Origin of the sequence: Flavobacterium sp. W22_SRS_FK3 (assembly GCF_052113665.1) — a bacterium.
Taxonomy (GTDB): domain Bacteria; phylum Bacteroidota; class Bacteroidia; order Flavobacteriales; family Flavobacteriaceae; genus Flavobacterium.
The window spans coordinates 135,396-147,861 of record NZ_JBGQOF010000010.1 but is presented as its reverse complement, the minus strand read 5'-3'; the positions used below and the strand labels follow the sequence as shown (position 1 = coordinate 147,861).

The 12,466-nt window shown below is 33.0% G+C and carries 12 protein-coding genes; 6 read left to right on the top strand and 6 right to left on the bottom strand.

Annotated elements, in window-relative coordinates; all coding sequences use genetic code 11:
- Positions 1 to 19 precede the first annotated feature (19 nt).
- From ACEN2I_RS11945 to recF, 4 genes are all read right to left on the bottom strand, one after another.
- Complete coding sequence (locus ACEN2I_RS11945) at positions 20 to 1,081, bottom strand: glycosyltransferase (protein ID WP_441766326.1); 1,062 nt, start codon at positions 1,079 to 1,081, stop codon at positions 20 to 22.
- Positions 1,082 to 1,089: 8 nt separating this feature from the next.
- A complete protein-coding gene (locus ACEN2I_RS11940) occupies positions 1,090 to 1,767 on the bottom strand; it encodes a DUF2461 domain-containing protein (protein WP_441766325.1) in 678 nt (225 codons plus the stop codon).
- Between the two features lie 9 nt (positions 1,768 to 1,776).
- Positions 1,777 to 2,475 (bottom strand): thioredoxin, encoded by a 699-nt coding sequence (gene trxA, locus ACEN2I_RS11935; protein ID WP_441766324.1) that lies wholly within the window; start codon positions 2,473 to 2,475, stop codon positions 1,777 to 1,779.
- Positions 2,476 to 2,539: 64 nt separating this feature from the next.
- Positions 2,540 to 3,619 carry a DNA replication/repair protein RecF gene (recF, locus tag ACEN2I_RS11930; RefSeq protein WP_441766323.1) on the bottom strand — a complete coding sequence of 360 codons (1,080 nt, stop codon included), beginning with the start codon at positions 3,617 to 3,619 and terminating at the stop codon, positions 2,540 to 2,542.
- A 243-nt stretch (positions 3,620 to 3,862) separates the two neighbouring features.
- Between recF and ACEN2I_RS11925 the strand changes: the two genes are divergently transcribed.
- From ACEN2I_RS11925 to ACEN2I_RS11900, 6 genes are all read left to right on the top strand, one after another.
- A complete protein-coding gene (locus ACEN2I_RS11925; RefSeq protein WP_441766322.1) occupies positions 3,863 to 4,642 on the top strand; it encodes a tetratricopeptide repeat protein in 780 nt (259 codons plus the stop codon).
- A gap of 83 nt (positions 4,643 to 4,725) precedes the next feature.
- Complete coding sequence (ribH, locus tag ACEN2I_RS11920) at positions 4,726 to 5,298, top strand: 6,7-dimethyl-8-ribityllumazine synthase (protein ID WP_441766321.1); 573 nt, start codon at positions 4,726 to 4,728, stop codon at positions 5,296 to 5,298.
- Positions 5,299 to 5,480: 182 nt separating this feature from the next.
- Positions 5,481 to 7,385, top strand: a complete 1,905-nt coding sequence (gene mutL, locus ACEN2I_RS11915; protein ID WP_441766320.1) for a DNA mismatch repair endonuclease MutL — start codon at positions 5,481 to 5,483, stop codon at positions 7,383 to 7,385.
- On the top strand, positions 7,385 to 8,137 hold the full coding sequence (locus ACEN2I_RS11910; protein ID WP_441766375.1) for a rhomboid family intramembrane serine protease: 753 nt from the start codon (positions 7,385 to 7,387) through the stop codon (positions 8,135 to 8,137). The genes mutL and ACEN2I_RS11910 overlap by 1 nt, the downstream gene beginning before the upstream one ends.
- Before the next feature lie 36 nt (positions 8,138 to 8,173).
- Positions 8,174 to 9,037: a rhomboid family intramembrane serine protease gene (locus tag ACEN2I_RS11905; RefSeq protein ID WP_441766319.1), complete on the top strand. Its 864-nt coding sequence runs from the start codon at positions 8,174 to 8,176 to the stop codon at positions 9,035 to 9,037.
- 18 nt (positions 9,038 to 9,055) lie between these two features.
- Entirely contained in the window at positions 9,056 to 10,102 is a 1,047-nt protein-coding gene (locus tag ACEN2I_RS11900) for an endonuclease/exonuclease/phosphatase family protein (protein WP_441766318.1), read from the top strand.
- Positions 10,103 to 10,152: 50 nt separating this feature from the next.
- Here the strand turns inward: ACEN2I_RS11900 and ACEN2I_RS11895 are convergent, their stop codons facing one another.
- Positions 10,153 to 10,773 (bottom strand): WbqC family protein, encoded by a 621-nt coding sequence (locus ACEN2I_RS11895; protein ID WP_441766317.1) that lies wholly within the window; start codon positions 10,771 to 10,773, stop codon positions 10,153 to 10,155.
- Positions 10,774 to 10,860: 87 nt separating this feature from the next.
- Positions 10,861 to 12,423 carry a signal peptidase I gene (lepB, locus tag ACEN2I_RS11890; RefSeq protein ID WP_441766316.1) on the bottom strand — a complete coding sequence of 521 codons (1,563 nt, stop codon included), beginning with the start codon at positions 12,421 to 12,423 and terminating at the stop codon, positions 10,861 to 10,863.
- Positions 12,424 to 12,466: the final 43 nt, after the last annotated feature.

Genomic DNA, 12,466 nt, shown 5'->3' with positions numbered 1-12,466 from the left:
TTTGGTTGTTTTTTGGGCTTTAAATATAATGTTGATTTAGAAGCTCGTGATATTTCTCCGCAATAAACTTCATATTAATATCATAATTCGCATTTTCCTCCACAAATTTCCTGTTTCTAATAACTATTTTACTTCTCGATTCAATATTCTCAAAAGCCCAAATCAATTCTTCAGCCAGCATTTCGATATTATCAATTTCGATTAATTGTCCGTTTTCGCGATGCGTAATCCAGCTCTGATTTCCGGCAATATCAGAAACTACAGGGTAACAGCTACAGGCCATTGCTTCAAATAAAGATGCGGAAACACCTTCGGTAATGGGCATGCTGATATAGATATTGGATTGCTGTAGTAATTTAGGCAGTTCTGTATTCGGAATTCTTCCTGTAAAAATTACTTTTTCTTCGATTTGTAATGTTGCCGCTAAATCTTTTAAAAACTGCAATCTTGTTCCGTCTCCAACAATCGTTAAGGAAAAATCAATTCCTTTTTGATGTAAAATCCCAAAGGCTCTCAAAATAGAATCATGACGATATTCGGGTTGCAACGAACGCGTGACAATCGCTTCAATTTTGTTTGAATTGTTAAGGGAAGGAGAAAAAAGTGATAAGTCAATTCCTTTTGGAATTACTAAAACTTTATTCATGTCAACACCAATTTCCTTCATCGAAATGGTCATAACTGGTCCCCAGGCGTGAATCAAATCTGCTTTTTTGAAAGCGTGTTTCTGAATGATTTTTTTGAAAGGCAATAAAATAGAACCATCAGGCCATAAATCGGTTCGGCCTTGCTGGGCAATCGCAATGGGATGCATTCCCGAAATGGCAGCAAGAAAACCGTAACTGGTTGTTCTTTCTGCAATAATCATATCTGGTTTTTCTCGTCGGATTGTTTTTCGAATAGAAATAGGAGAGAACGCATATTCTAAAATACGTTTGAACCGATTCAGTTTTGAATTGTTTGGTGTTTGAAGCTCCCAGGTACAGATTTCAAAATCGCCAAATTCTTTCAGGCCTTTCATCCAAGTTATAGCATCAGCACGATAGGATTCTCCCAGGAAAAGTATTTTTCTTTTTTTCATTAGATAACTTAAAACTCTTCCGTTTCTAAAGCGCGATTAATGAATTCGTTTAGAGGTTTTAGCGTAATTAATTTCTGGCTCATTTTAGCCACAAAATCTTTTTTGGTCACTTCAGAAATATCATATTTTTGAGTGGCTGTAAAACTTTTTAATTTTAAAAAGGCAATTGCAGTATGTTCTTTTTCGTAACCTCTCGGTGGATTTTTAAGTGAATTACTTTCATTTATATCCAAACCGCCAAATTCTTTTTTGAAATTTTTATCGGCTAAAATAGCTTCCAGATCATCATGAAAAAACGCAATTTCTTTGCGTACTTTTTTCAGATCTTCGGCTTCTGGCGAATAAAACCCTCCGGCAATAAAACTGGCGCCTTTTTCAATATGTACATAATATCCGGCACGATTGGCACCTTTGGCTCCAGCAGACATCCAAACGCCTAAGTGTGCTTTGTAAGGAGATTTGTCTTTTGAGAATCGAATATCACGATTGATTCTAAATGTACAATTTTTAACTTCTAATAATTCCAATGAAGGATCAAGCGGTTTCATGGCATCCAGAAAATCATTAACCAATTGATGATAGTCTGTTTTAAAGATTTCGTATCGTTTTTTATTGTCCTGAAACCAATCTCTTTTGTTGTTCTTTTTTAAATCGTCTAAAAATTGCAATGATTCTTTCGTTAGCATAATCAGTATTTATTGCAGTTGTTTTTTTAAGTTTTCTTCAGTTGTCAAGCCAATTATTTTCTTTTGTACGGCTTTATTTTCGTAGATTAAAATAGTGGGAAGCGAACTTATTTTCATTGTTTCTGCTAAGGTCTTGTTTTTATCGACATCAATTCTGATGATGACCACTTTGTCTGCCATTTCTTTTTGCATGCTCAAAATAAAAGGCTCCATTTGTTTGCAGGGGCCACACCATTCGGCATAAAAATCAATCAAAACTTGTTTGTCAGTATCTAATAAATGATTGAAATCATTCATCGTCATCCCAACTTGTTCTGTGGATGGCTTAGAGAATCCTTCTGATTTCCATTTTATAATACCGCCTTCTAGTTCATAAACAGTTGGAAAGCCCAATTCGTTTAGTTTTGCAGCAGCTTTTTTGCTTCTTCCGCCACTTAGACAATACACAAAAACGGGTTTCGATTTATCATAAGATTCAGCTTTTTGTGCAAAATCATCACTGTTCCAATTTACATTTACAGCATTGTCGATATGTTCAGATTCAAATTCTCCCGGAGTTCTTACATCTAATATTTGAGGGCTTTCGGTAGCTTTTATTTTTTCAGCAAATTCTTTAGGAGTGATTTCTTCAAAAGAAGTTTTTTTTTGCTCATTGCAAGAAGTCAATATAAAGGAGATTATGAGGAGTAGAGTCTGGGCAAATTTCATGATACCAAATTTTATTGTTTGTTGCTAAATTAGATAATTTTTAAATTTTGAGATCGTTATGGAGTCATAAATTAAATATCTTATAACTTTGATGTGTCGATTTTACTATGGCTTCAGTACGTTCCGGATGTGTGTCTGAAATAAAAAGCTGACCAAAGGTTTCGCTGTTTACCATTTCTATAATTTTGGCAACACGGCTTTCATCTAATTTGTCAAAAATATCATCAAAAAGCAAAAGAGGTTTTACGCCACTTTGTTTTTTTAGAAATTCAAATTGAGCCAGTTTCAAAGCAATCAAAAATGATTTCTGCTGTCCTTGCGAGCCGAATTTTTTAATTGGATGTGAGTCAATTTCAAATGATAAATCATCTTTATGAATGCCAACACTTGTGTAATTTAGTGCCCTGTCCTTATTGATATTTTGCTGTAAAAGTGTCAACAGATCGTTATCAAACAAATGACTTTCATAAACCAATTGCACTGATTCTTCTGATCCTGTGATGGCTTGATGGTGAATGTTAAATATAGGTATAAATTGTTCGAGGAAATCTTTTCGCTTTTCAAAAATAGACTGACCGAAATTATTTAACTGTTCATTATATATAGATAAGGTATCATTGTCAAAAGTATGATTGAGGGCAAAATATTTAAGCAAGGCATTTCGCTGAATGATTATTTTTTGGTATTGAATAAGCTGCTGCAGATAATTGGAGTCTAATTGCGAAATTACACTGTCCATAAATTTACGGCGTGTTTCGCTTCCTTCAACAATTAAATCACGATCAGCAGGCGAAATAATCACCAAAGGAATAAACCCAATATGGTCTGAGAATTTATCGTAAGCTTTGCCATTTCTTTTTAAAACTTTCTTTTGTCCTTTTTTTAAACTGCAGACAATTTGTTCTGTTCTTTCGTTTTTTTCTAATTCGGCATCAATTACAAAAAACTCTTCACCATGTTTGATATTTTGAATGGCTAGCGGATTGAAATAACTTTTTCCATAGGCCAAATGATAAATTGCATCGAGCACATTGGTTTTGCCAATTCCGTTTTTGCCGACAAAACAATTGATCTTATGGTCAAAATCGAAATTGATTTCGGAGAAATTTTTATAATTGAATAAAGAAATTTTGTTTAAATGCATTTTTTTGACAGCTGTGCAGGTAAAATATGATGTTTTGAAATAACAAAAATTTGAGGGTGCAAATTATCGAAAATTATCGATATATTAGGCTTTTGGTGCATTTCAAGATGAATTATTTTAGTGCTGTTGCTAAAGTAATTATGATTATTGAAAATATTTTTTTTAAAATAGTGATAAAATTGATTTTTTTTACTTCAGTTTCAATAAAAATTTTATTTTTGCCGTTCACTAAATTAATTTTAAATGGCTACTTACAATAAAAGAGGATATAAAGCACCAAAAGAAAAGGAAGTTAAAGAAGTATCTGAAGAAACACAGGTAATTATCGATGAAAAAGACAGTACAACTGCTGGTGTTTTTTCTAAATTAGATGAGACTGCTTCAAGAACTGAGGATTGGGTTGCTAAAAATCAAAAAATCATTATTGGTTTAGTTGCTGGTATTGCTGTTTTGACTATTGGATATTTGGCTTACCAAAAATTTATTGAAGCTCCTAAACAAGATGAGGCTGCAAATGAAATGTTTGTTGCTCAGGAGAATTATAAAAAAGCAACAGAAGGTGTAGCAAGCGATTCATTATATAAATTAGCTTTAAATGGCTCTGAAGGTAAATTCGGATTTATTAAAATTGCTGATGAATATTCTGGAACAGATGCTGGTAACTTAGCGAACTATTATGCGGGTATGGCTTCTTTGAATATCGGTAAATTTGATGACGCAATCAAATATTTAGGAGAATTTAAATCAGATGAAGCCATCGTTAATGCTTTAGCAATAGGTGGAATTGGAGATGCTTATTCTCAAAAAAACCAACAAAAAGAGGCTTTAGATTATTATGTAAAAGCAGCTGAATCTAATAAAAATGATTTTACGACACCTCGTTTCTTATTAAAAGCTGGTAAAACAGCTTTGGCTTTAGGTCAAAAAGAAGAGGCGCTGAAATATTTTACTGATATAAAAGATAACTTCGATGCAACTCCGGAAGCAGCTTCTGTTGATGTATTGATTGGATTAGCACAATAATTTAATTTTTAGAGTTCATATTTAGATTTTAGATTCGTATTTTAGCAATCTGAAATCTATACTATAAAATCTAAAATATAAAGATGGCTACTGAAAATAAAAATTTATCAGAATACGATAAAAACACAATCCCAAATGCGAAAGACTTTCGATTTGGGATTGTTGTTTCTGAGTGGAATGAAACGATAACAGAAGGACTTTATAATGGCGCTTTTGACGCTTTAATTGATTGTGATGTACCGGCACAGCAAATTATTCGCTGGAATGTTCCGGGAAGTTTTGAGCTTATTTATGGTGCTAAAAAAATGCTGCAGACACAAAATGTTGATGCCGTAATTGTTATTGGATGTGTAATTCAGGGTGAGACTAAACACTTTGATTTCGTTTGCGAAGGAGTTACTCAAGGAATTAAAGATTTGAATGTTCAAACTGATATTCCGGTTATCTTTTGCGTTTTGACTGATAACAACATGCAGCAATCTATTGACAGAAGCGGTGGTGTTCATGGAAATAAAGGAACAGAAGCCGCTATTGCTGCCATAAAAATGGCTTACATTCGTCAACAGGCTTCTATTTCACATCCGTTTAATCAGCCTTTATTGCCTTCAGGTGCGATTCAAATTGAAGAAACTCCTATGAAGATAGAGAACGAATAAATTACAATTGTTTTAAAAATAGTAAAACCTATACTGAGTCATAATAGTATAGGTTTTTTGTTTTTTTTATGATTGTGAATATTCCCAAACCAACCAGAAATTCATTAAATTTGTGGTTCTTGGTTTAGATTTTAAATCACAAATCACAAATCATAAATCCTTAATCTACAATCTTAAATTAAATGTCGAGTATTATTCAATTGCTTCCTGATCATGTTGCCAATCAAATTGCCGCCGGAGAAGTGGTTCAAAGACCTGCTTCAGTCGTAAAAGAGTTATTGGAAAATGCTGTTGATGCTGATGCAACCGACATTAAGTTAATTATTAAAGATGCCGGAAAATCATTGGTTCAGGTAATCGATAATGGTAAAGGAATGAGTGTTACAGATGCACGTTTGTGTTTTGAACGACATGCAACATCAAAAATTCGTCAGGCCGAAGACTTATTTTCATTAGCTACAAAAGGTTTTCGTGGTGAGGCACTGGCTTCTATTGCTGCGATTGCACATATGGAAATGAAGACGAAGCAAGACCAGCAAGAGCTTGGTACACACATTATTATTGAGGGGAGTAAATTTGTTTCGCAGGAAGTGGCGGTTTTGCCAAAAGGAACTTCATTTGCAGTTAAAAATCTGTTTTTTAATATTCCCGCGCGCCGTAATTTCTTAAAATCAGATACCGTTGAGTTTCGTCATGTTATGGACGAATTTCAACGTGTAGCTTTGGCCCATCCCAATATTCATTTTACATTTTATCATAACGGAAGTGAAATGTACAATTTGCCTGCTGCTGGTTACCGTCAGCGTATTGTAGGAATAATGTCCGGTAAAACAAATGAAAAATTGGTTCCCGTAAATGAAGATACTGAAATTATAAATGTTCAGGGATTTGTTTGTAAACCTGAATTTGCCAAGAAAAATAGGGGGGAGCAGTTTTTCTTTGTAAACGATCGCTTTATTAAAAGCGGTTATTTGCATCATGCAGTTATGGCTGCTTATGACGGACTTTTGAAAGATGGTTCCCAGCCAAGTTATTTTTTGTATCTGCAAGTTCCTCCAAATACAATCGATATCAATATTCATCCAACAAAAACGGAAATTAAGTTTGATGATGAACAGGCTTTATATGCGATTTTAAGAGCTTCAATAAAACATAGTTTAGGTCAGTTTAATGTGGCACCGGTTCTTGATTTTGATCGTGATGCTAATTTAGATACACCATATCATTATAAAGATTTAGAAGCCGAAACTCCAACGATTCAGGTTGATGGAACTTTTAATCCGTTTACAGATGATAAAACCAATCAGCATTATTCAAAGGTTAGTTCAGGATCTGGATCAGGTTCGGGTTTTAGTTCAGGGTCAAATTCATATTCAGGATATTCTAAAAGAGTTGAGCCAACAGCAAGCTGGGAAAGTTTATATGTTGGTTTAGAAACAGAAAGTATCGAAAGTTCGCCATTTACTTTTGAAAATGAAGAAGTAACTTCATCATTATTTAATGATGATGAGGTAGAAACGGCAAGTCAGAAAACGTATCAGATACATAAAAAATATATCGTTTCGCCAATAAAATCAGGAATGGTTATCGTGGATCAGCAACGGGCTCATCAGCGTATTTTATATGAACAATTTTTGCTGAATATGACGGTGAATCAGGCTTCGAGTCAGCAATTGTTATTTCCGTTGAATTTGTTTTATTCTTCCGATGAAATGACGTTAATCGAAGAACTAAAACCTTCGTTAGAAACAACTGGGTTTGTTTTCGAAAATGCTCAAGCAGATCATATCGTGATATCAGGAATTCCGGTTAATATAACCGAAAGTGAAATTTCGATGGTAATAGAACAATTATTAAGCGATTTGCAAGATGGAATTCCGGCCAGCAGTTATAGTCAAAATGATACAATTGCCAAATCGATGGCTAAAAGTTTAGCAGTTAAAACCGGATCTTATTTAACCGAAAAAGAACAGGATAATTTGGTAAACGGATTGTTTGCCTGTAAAGATCCAAATATTTCACCTTTTCAAAAACCAACTTTCATTACTATGCGTGTGGAAGATATAGATAAAAAGTTTGCCTTATGATGAACAACATGACTCCCGTTGTAAAACAATTATTGATAATTAATATTATATTTTTTATAGGATCACAGCTTGTGCCTGCGTCTTATGATTATTTTGTGATGTTTTTTCCAGAAAATTCTAATTTTATGGTGTGGCAGCCTGTCACGCATATGTTTATGCATGCAAGTGTATTGCATATTGTATTTAATATGTTTGCACTCATTTCTTTTGGTTCGACACTTGAGATGTCTTTTGGTTCTAAAAAGTTCTTGTTCTTTTATATTTCTTGTGGATTAGGAGCAGTTTTGTTGGATACTATTATAAAATATTATCTATTTCAGGATGGATTAAATTCGTTATTATCTGCAGGATTTTCTAAAACAGATGTCTTGGGTCTTTTGAGTGAAGGTAAAATAGATAAAAGGTGGCAAGACATATTGACAGCTACAGAATATAGAAATTTTACTGGATCTTATTTTGGAGCTTCTCTGGGTGCTTCAGGTGCTACTTATGGTTTGATGACTGCTTTTGCTTTTATGTTTCCAAATACAGAGTTAGCTTTGATGTTTATTCCAATTCCGATTAAGGCAAAGTATTTTGTATTAGGTATTTTAACTATTGATTTAGTTTTAGGATTGAAAGATAATTCTTTGTTTGGTGGAGGTAGTGGTACCTTAGTTGGGCATTTTGCACATCTCGGAGGAGCTCTTACAGGCTATTTGATGATGCTATACTGGAAAAAAAATCAGTTTAATAACAATCGTTGGAATTAATTTTTAACTTTAAATAATAATACAAAAGAAGTTTTTATGAATATTCTGGATGATTTGAAATTGCAATACAAAATAGGAGGTATCTCACTACGCTTAATTTATTGGAATATAGCCTGTTTTTTGATTTCATTAGTGTTTTTTTATCAATATTCAGGTGGAGGATTTGCTTATCCAAATTGGCTGGCACTGTCTTCAGATCCAAATGTTTTTTTATTTAGACCCTGGACATTTTTAACTTATGCATTTTTTCACTCTACTTTTTTGCATTTATTGTTTAATATGATGGTTTTAAACTTTGCAAGCCAGTTATTTTTGACTTTTTTTACTCAAAAACAATATTTAGGATTATATGTCTTAAGTGCTATTTTTGCAGGAATTGCATTTGTTTTAAGTTACTATTTTCTAAATATTTCAGCTCCTATAGTGGGTGCTTCTGGTGCAATTATGGCAATTTTGGTTGCAGCAACAACGTATCAGCCCTTGATGAATGTTCGTTTATTATTGATTGGAAATGTAAAATTATGGCACATTACCGGTGTAATCCTGATTTTAGATCTGATGCAATTGCGTTTGGATAATACTGGTGGGCATATCTCGCATTTAGCTGGAGCCTTTTTTGGTTTAATTTTTATTAAATTGCTTCAAAACGGTACAGATTTGAGTATAGTTGTTTCCAGAATAATAGATTTTTTTGTCAATCTATTTAAAAGATCTTCTGCGACCCCATTTAAAAAAGTTCATAAAAATTATCAAAAACCTACAGAAAGAGCTACGTCAAGAATTGTTACGAAAGACAAAACGCAACAGCAAATTGATGAGATTTTAGATAAAATTAGCCAGTCTGGTTATGATTGTCTGACAAAAGAAGAAAAAGAGTTTCTATTTAAAGCTGGAAAATAATCCTTTTAGCAACATAATATGAAAAACCTTTCGTGGTTTAATAAAATAATGTTCTTTTTAAATATAGTATTAACTGTTCTTACATTTAGTATCTATGTTCTACCTTTTTTAGCGCCTAAAAGTTTTCCGCTTTTATCGGTGCTCACGCTGTTTATGCCTGTTTTTTTTGTTGCAAATGGATTGTTCTTTTTCTATTGGGCAATTCAGTTTAAAAAACGCCTTATTTTGTCAGGTTTAGTATTGTTAACCGGAATTACATTTATTAGCAAATTCTACAAATTCTCTGGTAAAGAATATGTTGAAGATGAAAAAGATTTCTCAGTAATGAGTTACAATGTACGCCTTTTTAATGTTTTTAAATGGCTGGATCGTGATGATATTCCTTCTAATATAAAGGCTTTTATTGATGAAAAAAATCCTGATATTTTATGCATTCAGGAATATTCTAACTCAGCTCACCTCGATTTAAAGGTATACCCTCACCGTTATATTTTTATTGACGGGAATCAGATAAAAACAGGACAGGCTATTTTTTCAAAGTTTCCTATTATAAATGAAGGAAATATTGTTTTCCCTAAGTCAGACAACAATGTTATTTATGCTGATATAAAAAGGGGCAAAGATGTGATTCGTGTCTATAATATGCACTTGCAGTCTATTAAAATATCACCGGATGTTGATAAGATTTCGAATGATATTGATAATGTAGATCAACGTAAATCACAACAGATTTATACCAGAATCAGTAAAGGATTCAGGCAGCAGCAGGAACAGGCAGAAATCTTTAAAGAGAGTATCAAGCAAAGTAAAAATCCGATTATTATTTGTGGAGACATGAATAATAGTCCTTTTTCGTATGTTTATCGAAATATAAAAGGAACACTGAAAGACGCTTTTGAAGAAGCAGGAGAAGGTTTTGGAGCTACTTATAAATTTCGCTACTATCCAGCAAGAATTGATTATATCTTTACAGACCCTAAAATGAAAGTGAAGCAGTTTGAGAGCTTTTCTGATTTTGAAAATTCAGATCATTATCCCATAATGACAAGATTGACAATAGAATAAATTAAAAAATAACTCCAAAATTCCAAATCAAAAACTGTAGAGGGATTGTCTTATTTGACTTCTAATTTTTGTGTTTTTAAATAATCGATTGCAAATTTACCTTCATTAAAAAGTAAATCCAATATGCTTAAGTTGTTTATAAAACCATGTTTATCATCAAAAACCTGAGGATATTTTTCGAATGAATTGGTATCTTTTTTTCCGTTTGCCAAAAATCTGAAGTCATAAATGTTTTCTGTTTCATGGAAATATTCAGTTGTTTTACCAAACTCTAATTTCATGCGCAAGCATTTGGTAACAATATCCAGAACTTCCTGATTTAAATCCATCAAATAAGTGTGTTTTTTTTCGAATACAGGAAGAATGTCATCTTCGAAAAATTCAAAAAAAGGAGAGCTTCTATAAGCCGCTTCCAGTGATTTGAAGTGTTGCTTTTGCCAGTCAAATTCATTCTCAATCAAAACATCTTTTGTTTTTTGATGTGCTGTTTTAGAATGTTTAACCGGAATATTTAAAAGTTGGATTCCGTTTGGGCTATAGATATAGGCACGGTTTCTGTTGGTTTGTTTCTGAAAATTATCTTCCATTTCAAAAGTGATATTTTCAGATTGAACCATAACTGCAAAATGGCTAATCGATGGAAAATAGGTAGGAAGTAATAAGGAGTTCATTGTCTTTGGTTTAAAAGTTTCAGGTTTCAGGTTTCAAGTTTTATACGAACCTGAAACTTAAAACCTGAAACTAAAATAACTATTTATCTATGCTTTATTTTCTTTTCTTTTTTTCCAGAAATATTCTCCAATAAAAAATACTGCTAAAGCAATCAGAAAATATTTGAAATAAGATTGAGGCTGTCCTTCGCCATCAACAGTTGTGAAAACTCTGTCCCAACGAATTTTATTAATACCTTTTCCGTTTGTGTCCCAACTCATCCAGATAAAAACTGGTTTTCCTACAATATGGTTTTCAGGAACATATCCCCAATAACGACTGTCTTCAGAGTTGTGGCGGTTATCACCCATCATCCAGTAATAGTTTTGTTTGAAGGTATAACTGTTTGTTTGTTTTCCATTAATTATAAAATGAGCACCTTCAATCTGTAGGGTATTGCCTTCATAATTAGTTATGATGTCCTTATAAAAAGGTAAAGATTCATTAGTTAAAGCGACTGTTTTTCCTGCTTCCGGAATGTAAATTGGACCAAAATTATCTTGATTCCATTTGTTGATATGCGGAAAAATTGAGTTGTCATTTCCTTTAGAAATCTGTCTTTTTACATTGGTAATTCCGGCAGTGTTTTTTAGGCGTTCCGCATTTGCTTCTGTTAAAGCTGCAAAATACAAAGTGTCTCTTTTTGTGTCATCTCTGAACCCTAAAACATCAACAAGATTTACCTTAAGTTCTTTTAAAAGTGATTCAAAATCAATTGGTGTTTTACCGTCTAATGCTACTGCGTAAGAATATTGCGGTTTAGCTCTTTCAGGAAGAATTAGTTTTTTATTATTGATGTAAACAAATCCGTCTTTTATAGATAAACTATCGCCTGGGACGCCAACGCAGCGTTTTACGTAATTTGATTTCTTATCGATTGGTTTTATGACACCTGGTTTTCCTTTTGGTTCAAAGAAGTAATGCACGGTATCAACCGGCCAGTTAAAAACAACAATATCGTTGCGTTTTATTTTTTCTAAAGCGGGCAATCTTAAATAAGGTAATTGTGGCCAGCTTAAATATGATTTTCTCTTAGTTAACGGAATAGAATCATGTACCATTGGTAAAGCTACCGTGGTCATAGGAACTCTTGGGCCGTAGTTTACTTTACTTACAAATAAAAAGTCTCCAATTAAAAGTGATTTCTCTAAAGAAGAAGTTGGAATGGTAAAGGGCTGTACCACATAAGTATGTACTAATGTTGCTACAATGATGGCAAAAAGTAATGAACTAACGGTGTCAGCTGCTCTGTTTTCTGGAGTTAATTTTCTTTGGGCATTATACTCTAATTTTTGAGTATAGTTGACATAATAAATATAAAACCCTAAAGTAAAAATTCCTAAAATGGTATCTAAAGTTGATTTTTTTCCAAACGTTCTTAAAGTTTCAACCCAAACTACAGGAAACATAATCAGATTGATGATCGGGATGAAAAGTAATATTGTCCACCAGGTTGGTCGCCCAATAATTTTCATTAAAACAATCGAATTGTAAACAGGAATTGCAGCTTCCCAAGATTTTCGGCCTGCAGCCTGATATAATTTCCAGGTTCCCAGAAAATGGATTACTTGCACGGCTAAGAAAAAAATAAACCAAAGATAAAGTGTCATATTTTTATATTTTAGTTCTGAAATTTCAGAATATTATTTTTTG

Coding starts and splice junctions, on each gene's coding strand:
- ribH (WP_441766321.1), top strand. CDS start 4,726: ATGGCTACTGAAAATAAAAATTTATCAGAATACGATAAAAACACAATC.
- mutL (WP_441766320.1), top strand. CDS start 5,481: ATGTCGAGTATTATTCAATTGCTTCCTGATCATGTTGCCAATCAAATT.
- ACEN2I_RS11905 (WP_441766319.1), top strand. CDS start 8,174: ATGAATATTCTGGATGATTTGAAATTGCAATACAAAATAGGAGGTATC.
- trxA (WP_441766324.1), bottom strand. CDS start 2,475: ATGAAATTTGCCCAGACTCTACTCCTCATAATCTCCTTTATATTGACT.
- ACEN2I_RS11945 (WP_441766326.1), bottom strand. CDS start 1,081: ATGAAAAAAAGAAAAATACTTTTCCTGGGAGAATCCTATCGTGCTGAT.
- ACEN2I_RS11925 (WP_441766322.1), top strand. CDS start 3,863: ATGGCTACTTACAATAAAAGAGGATATAAAGCACCAAAAGAAAAGGAA.
- recF (WP_441766323.1), bottom strand. CDS start 3,619: ATGCATTTAAACAAAATTTCTTTATTCAATTATAAAAATTTCTCCGAA.
- lepB (WP_441766316.1), bottom strand. CDS start 12,423: ATGACACTTTATCTTTGGTTTATTTTTTTCTTAGCCGTGCAAGTAATC.
- ACEN2I_RS11900 (WP_441766318.1), top strand. CDS start 9,056: ATGAAAAACCTTTCGTGGTTTAATAAAATAATGTTCTTTTTAAATATA.
- ACEN2I_RS11895 (WP_441766317.1), bottom strand. CDS start 10,773: ATGAACTCCTTATTACTTCCTACCTATTTTCCATCGATTAGCCATTTT.
- ACEN2I_RS11940 (WP_441766325.1), bottom strand. CDS start 1,767: ATGCTAACGAAAGAATCATTGCAATTTTTAGACGATTTAAAAAAGAAC.
- ACEN2I_RS11910 (WP_441766375.1), top strand. CDS start 7,385: ATGAACAACATGACTCCCGTTGTAAAACAATTATTGATAATTAATATT.